At 47.0% G+C, this 25,300-nt stretch carries 17 protein-coding genes, 1 tRNA gene and 2 pseudogenes; 10 read left to right on the top strand and 10 right to left on the bottom strand.

Annotated features, from left to right (window positions below; genetic code table 11):
- Positions 1 to 93: 93 nt before the first annotated feature.
- The 3 genes and pseudogenes from UF06_RS07295 to UF06_RS07285 all read left to right on the top strand — a co-directional run.
- A tRNA-Ile gene (locus UF06_RS07295) sits at positions 94 to 169 on the top strand.
- A 335-nt stretch (positions 170 to 504) separates the two neighbouring features.
- The gene (locus UF06_RS07290) at positions 505 to 840 is read left to right on the top strand and encodes a helix-turn-helix domain-containing protein (protein ID WP_045569849.1); all 336 of its coding nucleotides are present in this window, start codon (positions 505 to 507) and stop codon (positions 838 to 840) included.
- Positions 833 to 994: pseudogene (locus tag UF06_RS07285) on the top strand (HipA N-terminal domain-containing protein); the annotation flags it as partial. The gene UF06_RS07290 and the pseudogene UF06_RS07285, both read left to right, overlap by 8 nt.
- A gap of 322 nt (positions 995 to 1,316) precedes the next feature.
- Here UF06_RS07285 and UF06_RS07280 read toward each other — a convergent pair.
- The 3 genes and pseudogenes from UF06_RS07280 to UF06_RS07275 form a co-directional block, all read right to left on the bottom strand.
- Positions 1,317 to 2,255, bottom strand: coding sequence for a DUF2971 domain-containing protein (locus UF06_RS07280; RefSeq protein ID WP_045569847.1), 939 nt, complete (start codon positions 2,253 to 2,255; stop codon positions 1,317 to 1,319).
- Between the two features lie 146 nt (positions 2,256 to 2,401).
- Positions 2,402 to 2,721: pseudogene (locus tag UF06_RS23995) on the bottom strand (tyrosine-type recombinase/integrase); the annotation flags it as partial.
- A gap of 100 nt (positions 2,722 to 2,821) precedes the next feature.
- Complete coding sequence (locus UF06_RS07275) at positions 2,822 to 3,538, bottom strand: SIMPL domain-containing protein (RefSeq protein ID WP_045569846.1); 717 nt, start codon at positions 3,536 to 3,538, stop codon at positions 2,822 to 2,824.
- 390 nt (positions 3,539 to 3,928) lie between these two features.
- Between UF06_RS07275 and UF06_RS07270 the strand changes: the two genes are divergently transcribed.
- The 5 genes from UF06_RS07270 to UF06_RS07250 all read left to right on the top strand — a co-directional run bounded on the left by UF06_RS07270 (position 3,929) and on the right by UF06_RS07250 (position 11,358).
- Positions 3,929 to 5,692, top strand: a complete 1,764-nt coding sequence (locus tag UF06_RS07270; protein ID WP_045569845.1) for a GNAT family N-acyltransferase — start codon at positions 3,929 to 3,931, stop codon at positions 5,690 to 5,692.
- Positions 5,693 to 5,978: 286 nt separating this feature from the next.
- A complete protein-coding gene (locus UF06_RS07265) occupies positions 5,979 to 7,061 on the top strand; it encodes a TRAP transporter substrate-binding protein (protein ID WP_045569844.1) in 1,083 nt (360 codons plus the stop codon).
- Positions 7,062 to 7,558: 497 nt separating this feature from the next.
- Positions 7,559 to 9,511 carry a PTS mannitol transporter subunit IICBA gene (locus UF06_RS07260; RefSeq protein ID WP_045569843.1) on the top strand — a complete coding sequence of 651 codons (1,953 nt, stop codon included), beginning with the start codon at positions 7,559 to 7,561 and terminating at the stop codon, positions 9,509 to 9,511.
- A gap of 111 nt (positions 9,512 to 9,622) precedes the next feature.
- The gene (locus tag UF06_RS07255; RefSeq protein WP_045569842.1) at positions 9,623 to 10,771 is read left to right on the top strand and encodes a mannitol-1-phosphate 5-dehydrogenase; all 1,149 of its coding nucleotides are present in this window, start codon (positions 9,623 to 9,625) and stop codon (positions 10,769 to 10,771) included.
- Positions 10,772 to 10,827: 56 nt separating this feature from the next.
- On the top strand, positions 10,828 to 11,358 hold the full coding sequence (locus UF06_RS07250) for an MltR family transcriptional regulator (protein WP_045569841.1): 531 nt from the start codon (positions 10,828 to 10,830) through the stop codon (positions 11,356 to 11,358).
- A gap of 163 nt (positions 11,359 to 11,521) precedes the next feature.
- On the opposite strand, the gene glmS is transcribed toward UF06_RS07250, so the two are convergent.
- A complete protein-coding gene (glmS, locus tag UF06_RS07245) occupies positions 11,522 to 13,354 on the bottom strand; it encodes a glutamine--fructose-6-phosphate transaminase (isomerizing) (protein WP_045569840.1) in 1,833 nt (610 codons plus the stop codon).
- 73 nt (positions 13,355 to 13,427) lie between these two features.
- The gene (locus tag UF06_RS07240) at positions 13,428 to 14,189 is read right to left on the bottom strand and encodes a DeoR family transcriptional regulator (protein ID WP_045569839.1); all 762 of its coding nucleotides are present in this window, start codon (positions 14,187 to 14,189) and stop codon (positions 13,428 to 13,430) included.
- Positions 14,190 to 14,617: 428 nt separating this feature from the next.
- Here UF06_RS07240 and pykF point away from each other — a divergent pair, with 428 nt between their 5' ends.
- Entirely contained in the window at positions 14,618 to 16,030 is a 1,413-nt protein-coding gene (pykF, locus tag UF06_RS07235; RefSeq protein ID WP_045569838.1) for a pyruvate kinase PykF, read from the top strand.
- A gap of 167 nt (positions 16,031 to 16,197) precedes the next feature.
- Positions 16,198 to 16,857: a GntR family transcriptional regulator gene (locus UF06_RS07230; protein ID WP_039423623.1), complete on the top strand. Its 660-nt coding sequence runs from the start codon at positions 16,198 to 16,200 to the stop codon at positions 16,855 to 16,857.
- Between the two features lie 448 nt (positions 16,858 to 17,305).
- Here UF06_RS07230 and UF06_RS07220 read toward each other — a convergent pair whose 3' ends face one another.
- From UF06_RS07220 to leuO, 5 genes are all read right to left on the bottom strand, one after another.
- Positions 17,306 to 19,186 carry a diguanylate cyclase gene (locus UF06_RS07220; RefSeq protein WP_045569836.1) on the bottom strand — a complete coding sequence of 627 codons (1,881 nt, stop codon included), beginning with the start codon at positions 19,184 to 19,186 and terminating at the stop codon, positions 17,306 to 17,308.
- A 168-nt stretch (positions 19,187 to 19,354) separates the two neighbouring features.
- The gene (gene ilvN, locus UF06_RS07215) at positions 19,355 to 19,849 is read right to left on the bottom strand and encodes an acetolactate synthase small subunit (protein ID WP_039423616.1); all 495 of its coding nucleotides are present in this window, start codon (positions 19,847 to 19,849) and stop codon (positions 19,355 to 19,357) included.
- Position 19,850: 1 nt separating this feature from the next.
- Entirely contained in the window at positions 19,851 to 21,575 is a 1,725-nt protein-coding gene (locus UF06_RS07210) for an acetolactate synthase 3 large subunit (protein WP_045569835.1), read from the bottom strand.
- Positions 21,576 to 22,001: 426 nt separating this feature from the next.
- The gene (locus tag UF06_RS07205) at positions 22,002 to 23,807 is read right to left on the bottom strand and encodes a long-chain fatty acid--CoA ligase (protein WP_045569834.1); all 1,806 of its coding nucleotides are present in this window, start codon (positions 23,805 to 23,807) and stop codon (positions 22,002 to 22,004) included.
- A 200-nt stretch (positions 23,808 to 24,007) separates the two neighbouring features.
- Positions 24,008 to 24,967 carry a transcriptional regulator LeuO gene (gene leuO / locus UF06_RS07200; RefSeq protein WP_045569833.1) on the bottom strand — a complete coding sequence of 320 codons (960 nt, stop codon included), beginning with the start codon at positions 24,965 to 24,967 and terminating at the stop codon, positions 24,008 to 24,010.
- Positions 24,968 to 25,300 lie beyond the last annotated feature (333 nt).

The raw sequence follows: 25,300 nt of genomic DNA, 5'->3' as shown, positions 1-25,300 counted from the left end.
TTATTGTGCTAAGTGAATAAAAACTAAGCGCAATTAGCCGTCACAACGTCTAGACACCCTGCCCTAGTTCTCCTATAATCTTGGCTCTTATTTGGCCCCTTAGCTCAGTGGTTAGAGCAGTCGACTCATAATCGATTGGTCATGTGTTCAAGTCACATAGGGGCCACCAAATTCTAGAAGGTTAGTAAGCGTAGTGTTTACTAACCTTTTTTTGTACCTGACGATTTTGGGTCAAGTAATGGGTCAGGTAAGCCCCGATCACGCACTCTTCTCTGTCTTCTTCCAATACTAATCCGAATACTACGCTGTTGCCAAATATGTCCTTCTGGCTGATAAATATCTCTCATAGAGAAAAAAGAGAGAGATTAAACTCGCAAACCAACCATAAGTAACTTAAATTGCACTTATAGATAATTTCTTATACAGTCATGACAAAAGTGAGTTATAGTGAACTTATATGTTAAGATGGACCCAATAATGACAAAAGTACATTAAAAGACACTTATGAGAAAAGGTAAGATGGTAAAGGCACAACCTATGCCTGATTTGAATACCGAGTTCAGTATGGAAACGCTGGGGAGCGCCATTCGCTCAAAGCGCACCGATAGAGGCTGGCGTATTGATGATCTCGCTTCAAAAGCCAATTTATCTCGTAGAACAGTCATGAAGGTAGAAAATGGCGATACCAGTGTCACCTTTGCCAATGTACTCGTCCTCATGGATATTTTAGGGCTATCGTTACGCCTTATCGACTTAAAACTAGTTGTTCGTCCACATAGCCAAATAACCTCCCAAGCTGAAAACAGCGTGAGAAACAGTGAGGGCGGTTGGTATGAGTAAGTTACAACAGTTAGACGTGTTTATCGGTACGAATACCAAAATTGGTCGTTTGATTCTTCCTGTCGGAACAGAAACAGAGTTTTCATTCATCTATGAAGATGAATGGAAACACACTGGTTTCCCAATTTCGCCACACATCCCTTTCGATGATCAGGTCCACGTAGCATCGAAAATTACCACACTCATCAACCACAACCCCAGAAACAGCAGCTAATTACAGGATTCATACTGGAACCGGAAAAACTAACGGCACACTGGATTACAGCGCGAATCTGCTATGAGTTAAGGTGTAGAGTTGGGTTAGTGGAATCAGATGTAATTACCGTCGACGGCACCGTCGCGATAATTACAGCTAAAGCATGCAGGAAGTTAGGCGGGATCTTAGAGAGAGATTACAGGGCCAGTAAGGTGTGACCGACCCAGCGATCTAGGATTTGTTGTTGTGGGTGTTAATGGGGACGAGTCGGGGTAACATTTTAAATAAAATCAATTTCTTTAAAATCAAGCGTATAACTAGTCTTATTCAAACAGGTTTGCCAGTGTTCAAAAAATCTAGTAGGGAAAATTTCTTTAAATTCACAAGCGCTATCGATAAGTGAACAGTTGTACCCATACGTTATTGATCTAATTGATGATTTATTAAGCTTAAACAAATATAATGCGTCTCTACGTTTTGAAAAATTCTCCAATGCATCTGCCATAGCTCCCCGCTCACAACGATCTGAAATTTTTTCTAGTAAGAAATGATGCTCATTTTTTACTTTTTCGTAGCATTTTAAATCGTTCGCCATCTCTAGAAAGTGTGAAGGATCTCTGTGTGTTAGTAATGCCTCTTCCGTAAGAATGACTTTATCCGCTTGTGATAGTCTTAAAATCGCTCTGTGCTCTTTTTCATATATCCATTCATCGCTTTTTCTTTGAAAAATCTCGTACAAAATTTGCTCTTCATGAAAGTTCGAGTAATCACAATCAAAGCTATCTATGCGATACCTTGGCTGCTTTCTGTAACTAACTGCTTCAAATGCTCCATTGAATGGTGATGGAACTATCTCAAAATTATCATGTTCAAAAAGGTTATCAAATAAGTGAAATGGCTCTGTTTCATGTTTAGAGCTAACAATAAATCCAATTACACAGCCTTTATGTTCTTTGGCATAATGTGACCACATTAACAGGTTTTCTTTAGACTCGGTAAGGCAAACAATACCAATTTTGTGTTTGTTATTTTCAACAAACTCACGCAAATTTGTAACAATCCCATAACCAAACTTAATTTCTTCGGCAAGTTTACTTAGCCCTTCCTCACAGTAGTTCCCTTCGAAAGGATCATTTAACGCGCATAATTGTGAAGCTCGGATGTACCCATCCTTCAAAATAAAATTTGGATTTTCTACATATTTATATAGTATTTTCATCACTAACAGACACCGAGAACCTTTCTGTCATAAGGGTATCTGATTGACAATATAAGTAAAAGTCTTTCTAGCAAGCCAGTGTGATAATGAACCTGATGCTCTTAATGCTAAAAAAACAGCGAGCAACATACCCACTGCTTTTAGATCTAACCGTGGCTCACATTCCCCACCAACTCCGCCACATTCGCACTAACTTCCCTCAGTCTTGAACTAGCTAAATGAGCATATCTCGTACTGGTCTGCGGTGATTGATGCCCAATAAGTGCTGAACATCATAAAGCGTGGCATTACCTGAGTTAATCAGGATCGATGCGAAGCTATGCCTCAAATCATGAATTCGGAAGTTGTCAGTAATCCCTGCAGCTTTCTTAATCCGTGCAAATGCCTTCTTCGGATGGGCGATAGGTCTACCGGGTGCATCTCCGGCAAAGATATAAGGGTTCTTCGGTTGTTGAAATCGTCGTTGATATTGCCAGCGCCAGCGAATAGTTGTTCGGCGATTAACCCGCGTATTGGGTAACCGATAGGTAACAAATGGACAGAATGATTCTACCCCTTTGTGTTGCTCAATCCGACAAATAGTACTGCACCGTTGAAACTACTCGGACGATTTTAATATGTGGTGTATTGCTATCGCGCTCATAAATCGTGAACTGACCTTGGGAAGCATTGCGAATTTTGCCAAGGGTACTGTGCGAATCTTTGGCAAATTTTTCGGCCACTTCACGGGCGTTTTTAGTGGCTTCTTCAATCATGTCGGGTTTGACATCATTAAGTTTCGTAAAGCTGTACACCACAGAGTTGTAGTAAGGATCTTGGTTGAAAACGATGCCTTGCTTACCCAAACGGCCAATTTGGCTAATGGCTTGGCGCACGGCATCCACTTGGGTGCTGAACACAGTGATCGTCTGTGTCGCCAGATAGCGATATTGTGGCTCCATTTCACCGCCATATTGTTGCGCTTTTTTGTCGATCACTGCCGGCGCTGCGAGCGTGACGCTCTCATCAATCCCCGCTTCTTTGAGGAACGTTTCAATGATGGCAGTTTGGCTCTCAACCCGAGTAAACAGTTTCTGCACATCGTTGTCGGCGACGGTAAATTGGATCGGCCAGATAACGGTATCTGCCGGATATTCTCGCTCCGACAAGCCTTTGACCGTCACCACACGTTCATACGCTTTAAACTGAATCGCGGTCTGCTGCAAAAAATAACCGAGCAATCCCAAGCCTAGCATCAGGGAAATACCCAAAATCAGCGCGGCCCTACTATTGAGCTCTTTCATTATTCTGTCCTTAATGGGGAAAGTGGATAACTGGCTAAAACATAGCGTATTTATTGCTTCAAGGCTAAGAAACGCCGTGAAGAAGAAAAAGAAACGGGAACCGATATCGATTCCCGTTTTTCCAGAGCAGCAAAACAAAGGTTTATTGACTTATGCGTTATTTTTTTATCCCGCGTTTGTAACTTAACACCCAAACTTAGGATTTGATGCAAAATTAGTATATTTTGTGAGCAACAGATTATTTATATCAATTAAATTAATCATTGTTGCATTGAACTTACCCCCTTCACTGAACTGTCACGCGCGCGTCATTAAAGCCTCATCATTGTGCAGCTTGGCTGTCACAAAGCCGCCTTAGCATGCCTTTAGCAATACTGTCTCGAGGTGACTATGGCAACAAGCAGTCCTTTCCGTCTCCCACGTAAGACCCCGTTTGGCATCGGCGAAAATGTCGCGGAGTGGATGACCGGTTTGAGTAAACTGGATAAGTTTTATGTGCAGCGCCCAGTAGGCTGCAACACCCCTGCTTTCCTGCGCTATACCTTGCAAGTGCTGGGTATCGACTATCATATCGCGCGCGGGTCATTGGACTCAGTACCGAAAATCGGCCCGACGGTAGTGGTGGCGAACCATCCGCTTGGGTGTGTCGAAGGAGTTATTTTGGCGGAGCTACTGCTCACCATTCGTAGCGATGTGCAGATCTTAGCCAATCAATACCTCAAAACTGTGCCGGAGCTGGATAAGCTGTTTATCGGTGTCGATGTGTTTGAAGGCAAAGATGCGATGAAATCCAATATGAAAGCACTGCGCGACGCCAACAAACACCTTGCTCAGGGCGGCTTATTATTGGTCTTCCCTGCGGGCGAGGTGTCGCAACTGGTCGACCGCAAACAGCGCCGAGTGGAAGATAAAGACTGGAGCCGCTCTGTCAGTGCGTTGATCCGCAAGAACAGAGCCACCGCGGTGCCCGTGTTTATTAATGGGCAAAATTCGCAGCACTTTTATATGGCGGGCAAAATTCACCCTTTGCTGCGCACGCTGATGCTCGGGCGAGAGCTTCTGAACAAAAACAACCAACCCATCCAGCTCTCCATTGGTCAAGCCATCAAATACAAAGAAGTGACCACGCTTAATGACGAGCAATTGGTCAGTTATTTGCGCCTCAACACCTATTTACTTGGGCATCGAGGTGACGGCCAAACAACGCCGAGCAGCCCCCCAGTGAGTCAAGAACCGATTGCGCAGCCGCTCGACAAAAAAATGCTGCTGCGCGAGTTGGCCATGCTGCCACACGATGCAAGGTTACTGAAACAAGGTGAGTTCAGCGTCTATTGTGCCAAAGCATCGCAAATCCCCTCTTTGCTGCATGAAATTGGCCGCCAGCGAGAAATTAACTTTCGCGCGGTCGGCGAAGGAACGGGCAACGCGATAGATATCGACCATTTTGATCACTACTACCATCATCTGTTTGTGTGGGACGATGAACAGCAATGCTTAGTGGGCGCTTATCGCCTTGGTTTGGTAGATGAGCTGCAAGCGCAGTTGGGAATTGACGGCCTCTACTCGCGCACTCTGTTTGAGTACGATCAGCGTTTTCTTTCTCAGCTTGGTCAGTCGATTGAAATGGGGCGATCGGTGATCACCGCCAAATACCAACGCAGCATGAGCGCGCTGCTGCTGCTGTGGAAAGGGATCGCCACTTTTGTCCACCAGCATCCGCAATACACTCATCTGTTTGGTCCGGTGAGCATCAGTAACGATTACAGCCCAGCAGCGCGACAGCTACTGGCCCAATCGATGACGCTGCACCACTATGACACGGCCAATGCCGAGCATGTAAAGCCACTCAATCCGCTGCCCGAGGCACACTTGGGCTGGAACACCAGTATGTTGACGGCGCTCGGCGATTTGCAACTGTTGTCGCGCGTTATTGCCCGTCTCGATGAAGGGAAAAGCGTACCTGTGCTGTTGCGGCAATATTTAGGGCTCAATGGCAAACTGGTGTGCTTTAATGTCGATCCTGCATTTAACAACGCACTGGATGGTCTGATCGTGGTGGACTTGCGTGATGTCCCCGACAAGACTCTGGCGAAATACATGACACTAAGCGGTGCCGAGGCTTATCTCAAGCACCATCAAGCCCTTGATAAATAACCAGCCCAGATCACCAGCTCAACTAGCATCAACAGAAAGCAGTCGCGAGTAACTGGCCCGTGACTGCTTTGGCAGTTTTAAAATCAAGATCTTACTCTTGCTAATAAGGCATTCATCACGATTTTGCACCACTTATCACACAGAACCCTTCAACAAACGATTAATAAAACATCAAAACGCAGTCATTTAGTCGATTCGATACGCTCATTTTAACTAGCAACTCAGTTGACGAGACATTGATCTGCTTTGACTCTGTTGGCAAACAACAATCGATAACGAGGAAGTCATGCCAGCCAACAAACCCTGCCAATCCCTACTAAAACGCGCGCTGATTGCGTCTGTCGCCCTGCTCTCCTTTTCCGCCTTTGCCGCCGACCAAGTCTATCGTCTCAAGCTCGCGGAAACTTGGGGGCCAAACACGCCGATTTTAGGCGATGCGTCGAAAAATATGGCCAAACTGGCCCAAGAGATGTCCAACGGGCGTTTGCAGATCCGCATTGATTCCGCCAACAAGCACAAAGCGCCGCTTGGCGTGTTTGATATGGTGAAATCAGGTCAATACGATTTGGGCCATTCCAGTTCTTACTATTGGAAAGGCAAAGTGCCGAATACCCTCTATTTTTCTTCAATGCCGTTTGGCATGGTCACCATGGAGCAGTACGCGTGGTTTTATCACGGCGGCGGTATGGAGCTGATGGAAAAAGTGTATGCGCCGCATAACCTGCTCTCCTTTCCCGGTGGCAATTCTGATATTCAAATGGGCGGTTGGTTTAAAAAAGAGATCAACTCACTGGAAGATTTGCAAGGGCTGAAAATGCGTATTCCGGGCTTTGCTGGAGAAGTGCTGGCCCGTGTCGGCGCCAAACCAACCAATATTGCCCCCGGAGAGCTGTATACATCACTTGAGCGCGGCACCATAGATGCACTGGAATGGGTCGGACCTGCGTTTGATCTGCGCATGGGGTTTCAAAAGATCGCCCCTTACTATTACACCGCTTGGCATGAACCGGGCTCAGAAACCCAATTCTTAGTCAATAAAAAGACGTGGGATAAATTACCCAAGGATCTCCAAGTGATCTTGGAAACGGCGTTTCGAGTCGCGGCGTTTGACATGTACACCCAAGCGGTGGATGCCAATGCCAGCAGTTGGGCAACGATGAAAAGCGAGTATCCCGACATTAAAGTGCGCGACTTTCCGCCGCAGGTGCTCGCTGCGATGCGAACCGCCACCCAAGAGTTGCTCGCAGAAGAAGCGGCCAAAGATCCTTTGGCAAAAGAGATCATCAACTCACAAGAGCAGTATCTGAAGAAAGTTCGCGCTTGGACCAACATCTCTACCCAAGCCTATTTGCAAAGCAACACACAATAAGTCACAGCAACAAATCGGCGGCACTGTGCGTTTTTCTTCAGTGTCGCCCCCACCTAAAACACGCTCATTTTTTGTCAAAAAGTTTCAAAAACAGCAAAAACTGACGAAGATCACATTTCAAATTTGATCCACAAAAAACAAAAGGTGACACAAATAACTTAAATGTTTTATTTCACGTATAGAAATAAATAAAAGGTGATATATGTCACAAAATATTTTTATTTACAATTTACTTAAGTGAGATACTTGTCACTACTATTTTCATTGACAAATAAAGAATTGGCTTTTCGTTATTAAGTTACATATCAATTAATTGATCGCCATCACTTAAAAAACGTTTGCTTGGGTGAGAAAATCTGGCACTGGTCACGAAAAACCCGTTGTCAGTTCCAATTGGAGAATGTGTGGTAAATTGACTGTGAATTAAGCAATCAGACGGTTTTGGCGAACCGTTTTACTACAACAATATTCATCAGAACATCAAACGGGGAACAGATATGATATCACCAGATGCAAAGATCAAGATACAAAATTTTGGTCGTTTTCTGTCTAACATGGTCATGCCCAACATAGGCGCATTCATCGCTTGGGGCTTTATTACCGCACTTTTCATTCCAACCGGATGGCTACCCAATGAGACCTTAGCGTCCATGGTTGGCCCTATGATTACCTACTTACTGCCACTGCTGATCGGTTACACTGGCGGTAAACTGGTCGGTGGCGATCGCGGCGCTGTCGTTGGTGCCATTACCACCATGGGTGTCATTGTCGGTACCGATATCCCCATGTTTATGGGGGCAATGATGGTCGGTCCACTTGGCGGCTGGGCAATCAAAACCTTTGATAAAAAAGTCGAAGGAAAAATCAAAAGCGGCTTTGAGATGTTGGTCAACAACTTCTCCGCTGGCATCATCGGCATGCTTTGTGCCATGTTGGCTTTCTTCCTGATTGGCCCATTTGTCAAAATCCTTTCTGGCGGTCTGGCGGCAGGGGTAAACTTCCTAGTTTCAGCACACCTGCTCCCTCTTACCTCCATTTTTGTTGAACCTGCGAAAATTCTCTTCCTGAACAACGCAATCAACCACGGTATTTTCTCACCGCTGGGCATTCAGCAAGCCTCTGAAATGGGTCAATCGATCTTCTTCTTGATTGAAGCAAACCCAGGCCCAGGTCTTGGCATTCTGTTGGCGTACATGGTGTTTGGTAAAGGCACCGCGCGTCAAACCGCTGGCGGCGCATCCATCATCCACTTCTTCGGTGGTATTCATGAGATCTACTTCCCATACATTCTGATGAATCCACGTTTGATCCTCGCAGCCATCGCAGGTGGCATGACTGGCGTATTCGTCCTTACCGTATTTGATGCAGGCATCGTCTCTCCTGCTTCTCCTGGCTCTATCTTCGCGGTACTGCTGATGACACAAAAAGCATCTATCGTCGGTGTTCTTGCGTCTATCGCGTCGGCGGCAACGGTTTCTTTCGCGGTGGCTTCACTGCTGATGAAAACCCAGAGCTCAAGCGAAGAAGAAGGTGATGAAGCGGCGTTGGCCAAAGCAACCTCACAAATGAAAAACATGAAGTCGGCGTCAAAAGGCACAGTGAGTGCAAGCAATCAGAGCAAGGGCAACGTTGATCTGACCAAAGTACAAAGCATTATCGTCGCTTGTGATGCGGGCATGGGCTCAAGCGCGATGGGCGCGAGTATGCTACGCAAGAAAGTACAAGAGGCAGGACTTACAATCCACGTCACTAACCTTGCTATCAACAGCCTAACCGAGAGTGCCGATATCGTGATTACTCATAAAGATCTCACTGACCGTGCACGCAAGCACGCACCAAACGCCTACCACATCTCACTGGTGAATTTCCTTGATGGCGAGATGTACAACCAACTGGTGACCAAACTGCTCGCTGCGCAAAAGCCGTCGGCGGCAAACGATGAGAATGCGGTGAAAGTGTCATTGGTGGCGGCCAACGACGATAATTACAACCCTCAGCAACCTTCGGTTTTTCAAATCCAACGTGAAAACATCCACCTCGGATTGAAAGCGACCAACAAAGAAGAAGCGATCCGTTTTGCGGGCAACAAGTTGGTTGAATTGGGTTACGCCGAGCCAGAATACGTTGATGCGATGTTTGCACGCGAAGCACTGGTACCAACTTATCTGGGCGAATCAATCGCCGTACCGCACGGCACGGTGGAAGCGAAAGATCGCGTGAAGAAAACCGGGATCGTGATCTGCCAATACCCAGCAGGCATCCAGTTTACCGATGATGCCGACGACGTGGCTAAGTTGGTGATTGGCATCGCGGCGAAAAACGATGAACACATTCAGGTAATTACCACCATTACCAACGCACTTGACGAGCCAGAAGCGATTGAAAGGCTGACCAGCACCCAGGATGTTGAAGAAATCCTCAACATTTTGAGCGGTCAACAAGCCGCGTAAGCCTCTGAGTCAACCTTTTTGCTCCTGAGCAAACCGAGGTCAGCTGTCACCCCCTATGCGGTTGACCTCATCTTCGTCTCGTTCATTGATTTAATTTTGGTAGGTAAGAATATGAAAAATGCAGTTCATTTTGGCGCAGGTAACATTGGTCGTGGTTTTATTGGCAAACTGCTCGCTGATGCCGATGTCGCAGTCACCTTTGCCGACGTCAACGCTCCCTTGGTCGATCAACTCAGCCACAAACAACAGTACAAAGTGAAAGTGGTCGGCAGTGAGTGCCAAATCGACACCGTGACGCATGTTACTGCGGTCAACTCCGCTAGTGACGATGTGATTGAGCAAATTGTGAAAACCGATTTGGTCACTACCGCAGTGGGGCCAAACGTGCTCGATATCATCGCTAAGACGATTGCCAAAGGCATCGCACAACGTTTTGCTGCTGGCAACCAAGCGCCGCTAAACATCATTGCGTGTGAAAACATGGTACGCGGCACCACACATTTGAAAGGCGAAGTGTACAAACATTTAAATCCCGAGCTTCACGCTCAAGCCGACGAGCTGATTGGCTTTGTCGATTCAGCGGTTGACCGCATCGTGCCACCTGCTGAAGCGGCCAACGATGACCCACTGGAAGTCACCGTGGAAAGTTTTAGCGAGTGGATTGTCGATGAACAGCAGTTTAAAGGCGAGATCCCTGATATTGCCGGCATGGAGAAAACCAACAATCTGATGGCGTTTGTCGAGCGCAAACTGTTCACCCTCAACACTGGTCATTGCATCACCGCGTACTTAGGCTGCTTAAAAGGGCACCGTACCATCCGTGAAGCGATTGAGGATGAAGAAATCTACGCAGACGTCAAACAGGCGATGCAAGAGAGTGGTGAAGTGCTGATCCGCCGTTATGGCTTTGATCGCGAGATGCACAATGCTTACATCGAGAAAATTCTTGGCCGCTTTGCCAACCCATATTTGGTGGATGAAGTGGATCGCGTTGGGCGTCAGCCAATCCGCAAGCTTGGCGAAAATGATAGATTAATCAAACCACTACTGGGTACAATTGAGTACGGCACCGACAACCAAACCCTGCTGAAAGGGATTGCCGCTGCGCTCAAATACCAAAATGAGACCGACCCGCAAGCACAAGAATTGCAAAACGCACTGCGAGAGCTTGGGGTGAAAAAGACCTTAAGTCACTACACAGGTCTCGCTGAAGAGAGTGCGGAAGTGGCGCAAATCGAAGCCATTTTCCTACAACTTTAATCTGTTCGGGGAGCTTAGCTCCCCGCTACTATAATAACGATATATTGACCTAGCATATGGCAGAGAACCTAAACGAAACCGAGATAATAGAACGCTTGAATAATGCCGCTTCGGTCAGAGGTTTTTTTGTTGAAAGCGTAGATATTTTTACTGAAGCCATTGACGGTCTTATCCAACGTATTTTCCGCAAAGACAACTTCGCCGTTCAGTCGGTGGTTGGCCCGTTACTTCATGATTCAGGACCGCTTGGCGATCTCTCCGTGCGCCTCAAACTGCTGTTTGGCCTTGGGGTGCTGGGCGATCACTGCTATCACGACATCGAAGACATTATTAAGCTCAAACATAAACTTAACAGCGACAGTACCGATTACGAATTCACCGATCCATACATTTTAGAAGCGATCCAAAAGCTGCATTTAGTGAAAAGCATGGGAATGGTGCAACTGCGCGTCGATGAACCCGATGACGACATTGATCTTGGCTTTTATCAATTACAGCTGCAACGTCGGCAACAAGTGATCCGCTCAGGTCTCTCTTTGGCCATCGTTGAAATCTGCAATGAATTGGGCAAGGACAGCCCATTCTAACGCCACCTTTTTGCCTCAACCTTCTCTCAATAGCTACTCGCGCAATAACCATTCGCGGTCTCAGCACCGCCCAACCTTTGCACGCGTCCTTGTTCGTGAGCTTGTCAAACACTCAGGCAAAAAAAACCGAGGCCAGTGCCTCGGTTCTTAATTAGTGTGCTATTTATTCTACCGTTACCGCTTTCGCTAGGTTACGTGGTTGATCCACGTCCGTGCCTTTGATCAGTGCGACATAGTAAGAGAGCAACTGCATTGGGATGGTGTAGTAGATCGGCGCCGTGATCTCACTGACGTGTGGCATGGTGATGATCTTCATGGTGGCATCCGCTTCAAAACCCGCATTGGCATCGGCAAACACATACAGCAGGCCGCCGCGTGCACGTACTTCTTCGATGTTAGACTTAAGCTTTTCTAGTAGCTCATTGCTTGGCGCGACCACAACCACTGGCATATCGGCATCAATCAGCGCCAGCGGGCCATGTTTCAATTCACCCGCCGCATAGGCTTCGGCGTGAATATAGGAGATCTCTTTGAGCTTCAGCGACGCTTCCATCGCAATTGGATAGAACTCGCCACGACCAAGGAACAGCGTGTGGTGCTTGTCGGCAAAATCTTCAGCCAAAGCTTCAATCTCTTTTTCGAACGACAGAGCAGCGTCGATCTGTTTTGGCAGTTGATGCAGCGCGTGAACGATCTCTTTCTCTTTCTCTTTGCTGATGCGTTGCTGCTGTTTGCCCAGCGCCGTGACCAGCATTAGCAGAGCCGCGAGCTGAGTGGTAAACGCTTTGGTCGACGCCACACCAATCTCAACCCCTGCGCGGGTCATGAAAGCAAAATCCGATTCACGAACTAAAGATGAACCCGCTACGTTACAGATGGTCATCGCGGCCATATAGCCTTTCTCTTTCGCCAAACGCAGCGCCGCTAGCGTGTCCGCCGTTTCGCCCGATTGAGACAAGGTGATCAGCAAGCTATTTGGGCGAGTGACAAATTTGCGGTAGCGGAATTCAGAGGCAATTTCCACATCGCAACTGACACCAGCCAGATCTTCAAACCAGTAACGCGCCGTCATCCCAGCGTTGTAAGATGTGCCACAAGCAACGATCTGTACGTGCTCTACTTTGCTCAAAATTTCAGCCGCGTTAACACCAATCGCTTCCGTCACCACAGAGTCGCCAGAGATGCGCCCTTCCATGGTATTGATCAGAGCCGTTGGTTGCTCGTAGATCTCTTTTTGCATGAAATGGCGATATTTGCCTTTATCTCCAGCATCATGCTCAGCATTCGATTCAGTGATTTCACGCTCTACACGCTCACCGGAAGCATCAAATACGGTCACTTCGCGACGGGTGATCTCGGCAACGTCACCCTCTTCCAAATACATAAAGCGGCGCGTGACATTCAGCAGCGCCAGTTGGTCCGACGCGAGGAAGTTTTCACCCACACCAAAACCAATAACGATTGGGCTACCAGAGCGAGCAACCACGATGCGTGACGGATCGTTGCGATCCATTGCTACCGTACCGTAAGCCCCTTCCAGTTGTTTCGCTGTTTTTTGTACCGCTTCAACCAGTGAAGCAGAGGAGCGCAGTTCCCACTCAACCATGTGCGCAATCACTTCGGTATCGGTTTGTGATTCAAACACATAGCCACGCTCACGCAGCAGTGCGCGCAACTCTTCGTGGTTTTCGATGATGCCATTGTGCACTACAGTGATATCGCCCGATTTATGTGGGTGTGCATTGATTTCTGATGGTTCGCCGTGTGTCGCCCAACGCGTGTGAGCAATACCCGTACCACCCATTACTTCAGCTTGGTTAACCGCATCCGCCAGCTCTTGTACTTTACCTAAACGACGAATACGCGTTAGGTTGTGCTCGGCATCGACAATCGCCACACCCGCCGAGTCATAACCGCGATACTCCAAACGGCGCAGACCTTCCACCAAAATTTCAGCCACATCTCGCTGTGCTACCGCACCGACGATTCCACACATAGTTATCTCTCCATATTGATATTTTTTGTTTTCTTCGCCCTCGGCAAGCAAGAGTAATGGCGAAGAATAAGGATTAGGCGCAAATGACGCGAACGCCGTTTGCTTCAATTTCTGCTTTGTGCTCCGGCAGCAGCTCTTCGTCGGTGATCAAGATGTCGATCATCGACCACGCCAGCTCCAGATTAGGGATTTTTCGACCAACCTTGTCAGACTCCACCATCACGATCACTTCTCGCGATACTTCGGCCATGACTTGGCTCAAACCAACCAGTTCATTAAACGTGGTGGTGCCACGTGCAAGGTCAACGCCGTCGGCGCCGATAAACAGTTGATCGAAATCGTACGAGCGCAATACAGACTCGGCGACTTGACCCTGAAAGGATTCAGAATGGGTATCCCAGGTGCCACCTGTCATCAGCAAGGTTGGCTCACTTTCCAGCTCATTCAGCGCGTTGGCAACATGCAAGGAGTTGGTCATCACCACCAAACCCCGTTTACCATTGAGCTGCTGAATCAGTGCCCCTGTGGTACTGCCACTGTCGATGACAATGCGATTGTGGTCGCGGATCAGCTCCGCGGCCAGTTCTGCCAGCCTTATCTTTCGATTCGAAACATATTTACTGAGTTCATCATGAATCACTTCTTTTGGGATAGAGATAGCACCACCGTAGCGTCTAAGCAGTTGGCCATTTTTCTCTAAAGAGGCGAGATCCTTTCGGATAGTGACTTCTGAGGTATCAAACTTATGGGCAAGTTCGTCAACACTGACTTCGCCTTTCTCGTTTACCAGATTAGAAATCGCGTGTCTTCTAAGTTGCGTGTTTCGTTTCGACATCTTTAATTGAAATAAAAGTTTCGTTATGAAATTTATTATATTCCAAACGAAACTTTTTCGTCCATTTATTTTGATCCAAAAAATTAATAAATAGCGATAAAACCTTGTCCTAAGACAATTCTTAGGCAGTGATATTGCTATCATTCAATGGTAGAATTCGCCCCCGAAAAGAAAAAAAATTACAGAATTGACCGTTATTTTTTTGCAACTTTCTTCATATAAGGTGGGGGAAGTCACAAAAAACCTGAATATTTGCTCATTGAGTTGGTCATAAAATGACTAAACTTGATGAAAGACTTACAGCTCTGGAAGGCAGTGAATTTGCACGAAAAGATGGGCTCGCACACCACAAGAAGCCGATATTTTCCACTCCCGAGCACAACAACCGACTTTCAAATTGTAACTATATTGACCGGAGAGACTCTTCCATGAAAAAGACCAAAATCGTATGTACGATTGGCCCGAAAACTGAATCTGTAGAGAAGCTAACTGAGCTAGTAAACGCAGGCATGAACGTAATGCGCCTGAACTTCTCTCACGGTGACTATGTTGAACACGGCACTCGTATCGCGAACTTCCGTAAAGTAATGGAAGTAACTGGTAAGCAATTGGCAATTCTTCTGGACACTAAAGGTCCTGAAATCCGTACTATCAAACTGGAAAACGGTGACGACGTTGATCTCGTTGCTGGTCAAGAGTTCACTTTCACCACTGACACATCTGTTGTAGGTAACAAAGATGTTGTTGCTGTCACTTACCCAGGTTTCGCTGCTGACCTATCTGTAGGTAACACTATCCTTGTTGACGATGGCCTCATCGAGATGGAAGTTATCGCAACTACAGCCACTGAAGTTAAGTGTAAAGTAATGAACAACGGCGCTCTGGGCGAAAACAAAGGTGTTAACCTTCCTGGCGTTTCAGTAAACCTGCCTGCACTGTCTGAAAAAGACAAAAACGACCTGAAATTTGGTTGTGAGCAAGGCGTTGACTTCGTTGCCGCTTCATTCATCCGTAAAGCTTCTGACGTGAAAGAGATCCGTGAAGTTCTCGCTGCAAACGGCGGCGAGAACATCCAAATCATCTCTAAAATTGAAAACCAAGAAGGTGTGGACAACTTCGACGAAATCCTAGAGCTTTCTGACGGTATCATGGTTGCTCGTGGTGACCTAGGTGTAGAAATCCCTGCAGAAGAAGTTATCTTCGCGCAGAAGATGATGATCGAGAAATGTAACCGTGCTCGTAAAGTGGTTATCACTGCAACTCAAATGCTCGATTCTATGATCAAGAACCCACGTCCAACTCGTGCTGAAGCGGGTGACGTTGCGAACGCGATCATGGACGGTACTGACGCAGTCATGCTTTCTGGTGAAACAGCAAAAGGTAAATACCCTGTTGAAGCGGTCACTATCATGGCGCAAATCGCGAACCGTACTGATTCTGTACTAAAAGCAGAGCTAGGCTCTCGTCTAGACAGCCCACGCCTACGTATCACTGAAGCGGTATGTAAAGGTGCAGTAGATACGGCTGAGAAACTTGCAGCGCCACTGATCATCGTTGCAACAGAAGGTGGTAAATCTGCACGTTCTGTACGTAAGTACTTCCCAACGGCAAACATTCTTGCGCTGACTACCAACAAGAAAACAGCCGCTCAACTTGTCCTAACTAAAGGTGTTACACCGGTTGTTGTTGAATCAATCGACAACACTGATGCTTTCTACGTAGCAGGTAAAGAGCTTGCGCTTGAGTCTGGCCTAGGCAGCAAAGGCGACATCGTTGTGATGGTATCTGGTGCTCTCGTGGCGTCAGGCACAACCAACACAGCATCAGTACACGTACTGTAAATAAATTTACAAAGATAAAACGAAATGAGGGCTTCGGCCCTCTTTTTTTATGAAACGCCTTGCGATAAAAAATTGTACGCTATATCATCAAAACCGTCAGAATTTCGTACTGTTAAATAAAGATAACTTCTTATTTATACGTCGTTTTTTATCTATGAGGTTTTGTTGTGTCCAGTCCTACTCTTACTGACAAAGTATCCAAAATGATCCGCGACGACATTCTAAGCGGCGCATTGAAACCGGGGCAAAAGTTAGTCGTTGCTGACCTAAAAGCAAAGTACGACGTTGGTGCCTCTCCGATCCGTGAAGCGTTAGTGCAACTCTCTTGGACCAAATACGTAAAACTTGAACCACAAAAAGGCTGTTGGGTTGCCCCTATGTGCAAATTTGAACTCAACGACCTGTATGAGAGCCTGCGCGTCATCGCTTCCGTTTTGCTCAAAAAAGCAATCGCTTGCGGTGATGAAAATTGGGAGCTGAGCGTACTAACCTCATTCCACAAACTGTCCAAAGTGCAGCAACTGAGCGATGAGCATTGGCCAGAATGGGAAGAGCGTCATCATCAATTTTATACCACGCTGCTCGCCGGCTCCGAGTCGCTCAATATGTTTGAGTTCTTCCGAGATTTGATCAATCAGATCAAACGTTATCGCTATTTTGCCCTGTGTCAGTCAAACAGCGAACGCCAAGCGCTGTTTAATATTGAAGAGCATGAGATGATCATGAAGCTGGTGCTGGCGAAAAATGTCGAGGAGGCCACTCGTTTGCTCGATAGCCACCTGCTGGGTTCAATGAAGGTGATTGAATCCGCCATCGAAGCGGCTTGAGCTTGACCTTGACTCTATGACAAAAAAAATCGGGTTGACCCCGATTTTTTGCTTATAACGACTTTACCAACCAAAGATCTCTTTGTGATGGGTATTAAGCAGCACAACCATCAATAGAAAATAGATGGCACTCAACTTAATCCCCAGAATCAATAAAGTGCCTAAGGTTAGTCTCACTAGAAAATGGTTTACCATACTCTGCCTCTGATGCCCGAACTGCGTATTTCCTTACCAACACGCCACGCGCGCTGAATCCGTTCAAGACAGGACAAACTGAACAATGTGTCACGCTGGGTTGCACGAAATCCTCGACGAAATTCGCCTTAGATCACAACAAGCCACAAAAGGAGTGACAGTTTACTTAATAACCAGTCTAGTTCAATTTTGCTCAAATATTAGACTTTAGTCTAACTGTACATATTTTGTGACAATTTGCCGCACAGAGAAATTAAGCGATGTCGTCATCACTGTAGCAAAGCGAAACACGATTTCGTCCGGAGCTTTTCGCATCGTACAAGGCGATGTCGGCACACTTGTAACTGCGGGTTGTGTTAGCCGTCAGGTCGGTAAAGCCGATGCTGACTGTCACATCCAAATCTTTTGCAACTTGAATCGCAATACGTAGCCGGTTGAGAACTACTTCCGCCGCTGAGATGGTGGTGTGCGGCATGATGATGGCAAACTCTTCCCCACCGACTCGCGCAAGAAAATCGGTATTGCGCAGGCTTTGCAGTAGCAGGCTCGCCACGGCTTTGATGACGCGATCGCCCTCATCATGCCCTTGCTCATCATTAATGCGTTTGAAATGGTCGATGTCGACTAGGGCCAAACAGGCTGTTGGCGTTGCAGGATATCGCTCCAACAAACTGGCGTGGTGTTGCAATTGCTCTTCAAACTTGCGTCGGTTCCAGATCTGAGTCAGTTCGTCTTTTTCGCTCAAATAGCGCAGCCGCTCTTCAAGCTGTTTACGCGCGGTAATATCCACCAGCGAGGTGATGTAGTAGCTCACTTTTCCCGCTGAGTTCTTGACGGCTTGGATATGCATGATAGCGGTCAGAACTTGATTGAAATACGTTTGGCAGCGGATCTCCCCTTCCCACACATCGTTTTTTTGCAACTCATTCCAAGCCTGCATCACGATGTCGAGATCATCACTCAAAAAGATCAAGTTGTATGCTCGCTTGCCTTCGATCTGCTGATTGTCGTAACCGAACATCTGCTCAAATTCTCGGTTAACTAAAATGATCCGGTGCGAGGTATTGGAGATCATCACGGCCGTCATGCCATTGAGTGCCGCGCGCGCTAACTTACTTTCGATACTGTGACGGCGATAATGCAATGCGACGGTGGTCACGGGCAGTACAAACAGCATCACCACACAAAAAACGATCAAGGCTTCACGAATCAACTCATTGACCGCCTGCTGTGAGCGCGCCATCAACTGCTCTTGACTCATATCAATCACTAAGTGCAGCGCACCATGACTGCCCAGAACTAAGGTATTAAAAACGACCAAACACTTATTGTCGTAAAAATAACCCGCTTGTTGCTGGGAGAACTTTTGCCAGCTCTGCGGATAGAGTTTGCTAAAGCGGTAAATTTCTCGTTCGGGAAGATAATCCCCGAACAGCTTCTCTGGTTGATCGCTGACCACGTAGTAACCGCGTTGATTGATGATGTCGACGTTAAAATCTTGCACAGGCGAATAGTGCAAACGGCTCGCCATGTAGCGAATGTTAAGATTCATCACCAGATAGCCCACGCGCTGATTACGGATAGTGACAGGAGCAAAGATGCGCATCACTGGCGTATAAGGTTCTTTGAGTTGCCCTTGTTCTTCTTCCAGCGTGACGCCCCAAACGCCCGTCTCATCATTTTTGAGTGCTTGAGCACTGGCAAAAAACGGGTCATTCGATACATCTTGCGCTGGGGCTTGGGAGAGGAAAACCCCCACATTCAAATCGTAGTTCACCCGAAAGCGTTCATATCCCGACAGATCCAGTAAGCTAATGCGGGTATACCACTTCTGATTGAGTAGCACTGAGGACCACAAATCGGTTAACGCCGCTTGGTGTTCTTGATCAGGAGTGAGAATGAAGTCTGTCAGCGTTTGGTTATATTTGAGCAGATCGAGAACCGACAACATCTGCCCGTAGAGATTGGTGTACTCGCGCTGAGTGTAAGCGAGCTGATTCAACGCATCTTCGGCACTGCTTTGCAGGTTGTCATCAAGCAGGGAGCGATATTTGTCGTGGTAATAAAAGGCGATGAGTGCTGCAAAAAAGACGCTGATCAGAAGAAGAATGCCGAACAGTTTTCTGACTTTCACTCTGAGCTACACCTTCCTGGCTAAATGAAGAGCGAAGTATAACATAAATCAGATTTGCCCCTACAAACTCTCATCAAATCTTTGTAAATGAAGTAGTTGCAAACGAAGTCGTTGTAAATAACTAGGGCCACATAATGTGGCCCAGAAAGAAAAAAGAATCAACGCAGGTTAAGCGCGTAACGCTCGCTCACCACGTGCAATGCCCACGACGCCGCTTCGGGCGACTTCAATCACTTCAGTGACTTCGGAAATCGCATCAATAAACGCATCGAGTTTTTCACTATTGCCCGCCAACTGTACGGTGTATTGCGAAGCGGTGACATCCACGATCTGCCCACGGAAAATATCCGCAGTGCGTTTGACTTCCGCGCGAGCAAAACCGCTGGCTTTGACTTTAACCATCATCAGCTCACGCTCGATGTGATCAAACTCGGTGACCTCTTGCACTTTGAGCACATCAATTAACTTGTGCAGTTGCTTTTGAATTTGCTCCAGTTGCATCTCATCCGACATCGTGGTGATGTTAAGACGCGATAGGGTTTCGTCATCGGTGGGGGAAACCGTCAACGATTCGATGTTGTAGCCACGCTGAGAAAACAGGCCAACCACACGAGACAAAGCACCCGGTTGGTTTTCCAATAGCAGTGAAATTATGTGTCTCATATCAGGTTCTCTCCGTTTTGCTTAGCCACATTTTGTCCATCCCTTCGCCTTTGATCTGCATTGGGTATACGTGCTCCGTTTCATCCACACTGATATCGACAAAGACCAAACGATCTTTCATCTCCAGTGCTTTACGAAGACCGGACTCCAGTTGGTCCGGCGTTTCAATGCGGATACCCACATGCCCATACGCTTCAGCGATAGCCACAAAATTCGGCACCGAACTCATGTATGAATTCGAGTGACGTCCCTGATAGATAATGTCTTGCCACTGCTTAACCATGCCAAGAAAACGGTTATTCAAGTTAATGATTTTAACTGGAATATCGTATTGCATCGCCGTGGAAAGCTCTTGAATATTCATCTGAATACTGCCATCGCCCGTCACCACCACCACTTCTTCTTCTGGCATGGCAAATTTCACTCCCATACCCGCCGGCAAACCAAAACCCATGGTGCCAAGGCCACCGGAATTGATCCAGCGACGCGGCTTGTTGAATTGATAGTAGAGCGCGGCAAACATTTGATGCTGACCGACATCCGATGCGACGTACGCGTCTCCATTGGTCAGTTTGTGCAAGGTTTCAATCACTTGCTGCGGTTTGATCCGCTCTGAGGAAGTATCATAAGCAAGACACTGGCGATCCTGCCACACTTGGATCTCTTGCCACCAAGCGTCTAACGCGGCGCTATCGTTGCTCGCTCCCTGCTCTTCCATCAGGCCAACCATGGTTTCGAGCACTTTCTCAGCAGAGCCGACGATCGGCAGATCAACTTTGACGTTTTTCGAAATCGACGATGGATCGATATCGATATGCATGATCTTGGCGTCCGGACAGTATTTTTCCAAATTATTGGTAGTACGGTCATCAAAACGAACCCCGACCCCGAAGATCAGGTCAGCGTGATGCATTGCCATATTGGCTTCATACATACCATGCATACCGAGCATGCCCAAAGCGTTTTTGTGGGTCCCAGGAAAAGCCCCCAACCCCATCAAGGTACTCACGACAGGCAGATTTAAATGCTCGGCCAGTTTGAGAATTGGCTCGTGCGCGCCAGAGATGATGGCGCCGCCACCGATGTACAACACTGGCTTCTTGGCTTCGAGCAACGCTTTGAGCGCTTTTTTGATCTGCCCTTTGTGACCCTCTGTGGTTGGCTTATACGAACGCATGCTGATGGTTTTTGGGTATTCGTACGGCAATTTCACCAGCGGATTCATTACGTCCTTAGGCAGATCGATCACCACCGGGCCAGGTCGGCCAGTGGTGGCAATGAAGAAGGCTTTTTTGATCGTTTCTGGAATATCTTGCGCACGCTTGACGAGAAAACTGTGTTTAACGATAGGGCGTGATACACCGACGATGTCGCACTCTTGAAACGCGTCGTTACCAATCAGGCTATTGGGCACGTTGCCGGAAATGACGATCATCGGAATGGAATCCATGTAGGCAGTGGCGATTCCTGTCACTGTGTTAGTCGCACCGGGTCCAGAACAAACCAAGACCACGCCCGGCTTGCCTGTGGCTCTGGCATAGCCATCAGCCATATGCGTTGCGGCTTGCTCGTGTCGTACTAAAACGTGACGAATTTGTTCGGTTTTGGCATGCAGTGCATCGTAGATATCCAGTACGGAACCACCGGGGTAACCGAAGATCTGTTCTACTTTTTCTTCGATCAGAGATTGCACCACCATCTCTGCGCCAGACAACATCGCTGTCATATCGTTTCTCCTTGCCAGCATGCAACGAATAAGGTCAATCAATTGTGCTGGTTTTACATAGTCTAGGGCTTATTTGTAGCCTAATTCGAAATATTTCCAATTTCAGCTATGTCCCGCCTTTGTCATAACAAAGAGCAAGGTAACGCAACAAATGTAACCTTTTCTTATCAGGAGATCTAATGCGACTTGGATCGAATTTTAAACAAGATGCTAAATTTTAGAGATTAATAAGAAATTGATGTTACTTCTTCGCCACTCTGCGGAATAAAACATCAAGATACCAGCAATTAAGGATGAATAATCCAACGCTTGCACTCATAACGAGTTAACTATGGGCAAAAATGCTCAGATAAAAAACCGCCTTGGTTGCCGAAAGGCCAACAAGACGGTCAATGCGCTTTGAACAATCAAACGAGTAACAAGGCGTTATTTTTTGCCTTTATCCGAATACATTTCTTCAATCTCATCCTGATATTTATCGTTAATCACTTTACGACGCAATTTTTGCGTTGGCGTCAACTCACCATCGTCCATTGAGAATGCTTTAGGCAGCAATTTGAACGCTTTCACTTGCTCAAATTTGGCCAGCTCTTTTTGTAGCTCATTAACCCGCTTTTCAAACATCTCCACCACTTGGTGATGCTTAATCAGCTCTAAGCGATCGTGATACTTGATATTCAACTCTTTGGCGTACTCTTCCAACGCGTCAAAACATGGCACGATCAAAGCGGAAACAAATTTACGCGTGTCGGCAATTACCGCGATCTGTTCGATAAAATGATCTTTACCGATCGTCCCTTCAATCATCTGCGGCGCGATGTATTTACCGCCCGAAGTTTTCATCAGCTCTTTGATGCGATCCGTGATAAACAGGTTGCCATGTTCATCAATATGCCCAGCATCGCCAGTTTTCAAGAAACCGTGTTCATCGAAACTCTTGGCGGTCTCTTCCGCCATTTTGTAGTAGCCACGCATCACCATCGGACCGCGCACCAGAATTTCGTTGTTCTCACCAATTTTCACTTGCGCGCCCGGCATCGAGACACCGATCGAATCGGGATTGAACCCATTATCCCCCCAACAGGAAACCGTGGCGGTAGTTTCCGTCATGCCGTAGCCCAGTTTAACGTTAATGCCTATCGCATGGAAAAAGCGACCAATGGTTTCATCTAGCTTGGCGCCACCACAAGGCATAAAGTTGATCCGTCCACCGAGCAGCTCACGCAACTTAGACAGTACGATTTTATCGGCTAAAGCATACGATTTTTTCAATAATAAAGATGGCTTGCGTCCTTGCTGATGGCAGGCCGCCATTTTGGCCCCCATATTCACCGCCCAAGTGAACAGCACTTTTCTCACTAAAGGGGCCTTGGCGACTTTTTCATGAATGGCAGAGAAGATCTTCTCGTAAAAACGGGGCACGGCGCACATCACCGTCGGGCGGATTTCACCGAGCGCGGCACGTACTTGCATGGTATCTTGCAGATAACAGTTGGTCGCCCCTTTGTAGAGCACGTAAAAGGTCCAAGCTCGCTCAAATACATGGGAAAGAGGCAGGAAACAGAGGGAAACGTCTTTCTCACTCAGGCTCAGTACTTGGTCGTGCCCTTTGAGCTGCGCGGCGATGTTGGTGTAATCCAGCATCACCCCTTTTGGCTGTCCCGTCGTTCCGGAGGTGTAGATTAAGGTGAGAAGATCGGCAAAATTGGCCTGTTCAACGCGCAGTAAAAGTTCGCTTTGCTGTTCTGGGTTCGCCTGCGCGATAAAACGTTGCCAATGTTTGGCTCTAGGGTGATCGCCAAGCTCAATCTCATCCGACATGGCGACGATCAATTCAAGCTGTGGGCACTGCGCAAACAGAGTCACTGCTGCATCAAACTGTGCCTGCTCACCGACAAACAGCACTTTGACATCGGCGTCTTGCAGAATGTATCCCGCCTGAGCGGCCGTATTAGTCGGATAGATAGGCACCGTGACACAACGTATTTGCAGCGCAGCAAAATCAGCAATGGTCCACTGCGGCATGTTGTTGGAGAAAATACCAATTTTGTCTTGTACATTGAGCCCCTGCGTTAGCAAAGCTAGGGAAAGATTGTCAACTTGTTGGCCAAACTGCTTCCAGCTGATCTCTTGCCAGGCGTCACCTACTTTATGCTTCAAAGCGGTCGTCTCTGCCCTTTGAGCTATCTGCTCTCGAACTCGTTTTACAATATGAAAATCTAAATTGGCCATCTCTTCTACCTTTGGCTTACACCTGTAAGCTCTATTTGCGGGCACAGTGTAGCCATGAAAGAGAAAAACGCAACTGATGCGGGTCAAACTTATCCTGTTTTAGAGAGCGTCATCACTTAGTTTGTCAAAAAGCACAACCAAGAAAAAAGCCCTTGTCGCCTAAAGCGTCAAGGGCTTAATTCATCAAGCTGAAGTCTCTTTTATTGCACAGCAACCACTTCACCACAGGTCACCATCAACAAATCGCGCAGCCAAATATGGCCTTTGTCTTTTTCGCTCGATTCATGCCAGCTGAGGTAACCACTGATCTCGCAATTTTCAAACGGCAGATCCAAAATCTGCAATTGGTCATGATTGGCGGCATTTTCCACAATCCAGCGCGGCGCAATCGTCACCAATTCGGACTGACCGACCACGTAAAGTACATTGCTCAAGCTGGTGCCTTCAAAATACGCTTCCACCTCTAACTCACGATACGCTTGTTCAGAAAAACTTCTCTGCCCATGGGTCTTGGATAACTTGGCGTGGCGCTCACTAAGCAATTGCTCCGCCGTCACCTCGCCTTGGATACGAGAGTGACCTTTTGACGTCACTACCACCAATTGATCTTTGAAGATCTCGGTACTTGAAAAACCTTGTTCATCAAAACGCGCGTAATCGATCACAAAGTCGATCTCTTGATAACGCATACGCTCCGACAACTTGCGATCAAATTCCGCATCGAGATGCAACTGCACACTTGGTGCTTGGGCGTGGATATCGGCCATGATTCTTGGTGCGAAACGCATATCACACGGGCTGCAAATCGCCAGTTTAAACAGGCGGGTAGAAGATTCAGGCTGGAATACGGAGCTTGGCAGTTCATTGCGCACCAGTTGCAACGCTTGACGGATAGGGCCAAACAACTGACGAGCACGCTGAGTTGGCTGAATACCACGCCCCTGACGCATGAACAGCTCATCATTAAACATCACTTTTAAACGCGCGACGGCATTACTCACCGCAGGTTGTGACATCCCTAGATTGTGCGCCGCTCGAGTAATATTTTGCTCCTGCATCACGGCATCAAACACGGTCAACAGGTTCAAATCGACCCCTCTCAGGGTACTTTCCATCCGATAGCTAGCGATAGCGCTGATCGCTTCTTTTTTATCTAACATCTGACTTGCCTCTTATTATTAACGGTCAACAAAAATGAATGTAGTAATCGGAATAGATAACCTGGATTGTTATATATATCGCCCCTATGTCAGCTAGGGCACTACTACTATCATTGAATCCGTTAATGGTTGGCAAACAGATTGACAACTAATCACGAAATTTTAGGTAAGAAAAAATAATAACTAGCAAATTCAATTGGTTGAGATAAATATAAAAAAGTATAAAAATCAAGAATATCATTTCAATAAGTAATATTTAGCTCGTGTATACGTGACAAAAACAAAGACGGAACTTATTCATTTGGCATATAACCACAATGAGATACAAGAAAT

Source organism: Vibrio sp. S234-5 (genome assembly GCF_000960595.1).
Classification (GTDB): domain Bacteria; phylum Pseudomonadota; class Gammaproteobacteria; order Enterobacterales; family Vibrionaceae; genus Vibrio.
The sequence above is the reverse complement of the archived record's forward strand: the minus strand, read 5'-3'. Positions and strand labels throughout refer to the sequence as shown.

Excerpts from the sequence above, each read along its gene's own strand:
- UF06_RS07290 (WP_045569849.1), top strand. The coding sequence starts at position 505 with ATGAGAAAAGGTAAGATGGTAAAGGCACAACCTATGCCTGATTTGAAT.
- UF06_RS07280 (WP_045569847.1), bottom strand. The coding sequence starts at position 2,255 with ATGAAAATACTATATAAATATGTAGAAAATCCAAATTTTATTTTGAAG.
- UF06_RS07275 (WP_045569846.1), bottom strand. The coding sequence starts at position 3,538 with ATGAAAGAGCTCAATAGTAGGGCCGCGCTGATTTTGGGTATTTCCCTG.
- UF06_RS07270 (WP_045569845.1), top strand. The coding sequence starts at position 3,929 with ATGGCAACAAGCAGTCCTTTCCGTCTCCCACGTAAGACCCCGTTTGGC.
- UF06_RS07265 (WP_045569844.1), top strand. The coding sequence starts at position 5,979 with ATGCCAGCCAACAAACCCTGCCAATCCCTACTAAAACGCGCGCTGATT.
- UF06_RS07260 (WP_045569843.1), top strand. The coding sequence starts at position 7,559 with ATGATATCACCAGATGCAAAGATCAAGATACAAAATTTTGGTCGTTTT.
- UF06_RS07255 (WP_045569842.1), top strand. The coding sequence starts at position 9,623 with ATGAAAAATGCAGTTCATTTTGGCGCAGGTAACATTGGTCGTGGTTTT.
- UF06_RS07250 (WP_045569841.1), top strand. The coding sequence starts at position 10,828 with ATGGCAGAGAACCTAAACGAAACCGAGATAATAGAACGCTTGAATAAT.
- glmS (WP_045569840.1), bottom strand. The coding sequence starts at position 13,354 with ATGTGTGGAATCGTCGGTGCGGTAGCACAGCGAGATGTGGCTGAAATT.
- UF06_RS07240 (WP_045569839.1), bottom strand. The coding sequence starts at position 14,189 with ATGTCGAAACGAAACACGCAACTTAGAAGACACGCGATTTCTAATCTG.
- pykF (WP_045569838.1), top strand. The coding sequence starts at position 14,618 with ATGAAAAAGACCAAAATCGTATGTACGATTGGCCCGAAAACTGAATCT.
- ilvN (WP_039423616.1), bottom strand. The coding sequence starts at position 19,849 with ATGAGACACATAATTTCACTGCTATTGGAAAACCAACCGGGTGCTTTG.
- UF06_RS07210 (WP_045569835.1), bottom strand. The coding sequence starts at position 21,575 with ATGACAGCGATGTTGTCTGGCGCAGAGATGGTGGTGCAATCTCTGATC.
- UF06_RS07205 (WP_045569834.1), bottom strand. The coding sequence starts at position 23,807 with ATGGCCAATTTAGATTTTCATATTGTAAAACGAGTTCGAGAGCAGATA.
- leuO (WP_045569833.1), bottom strand. The coding sequence starts at position 24,967 with ATGTTAGATAAAAAAGAAGCGATCAGCGCTATCGCTAGCTATCGGATG.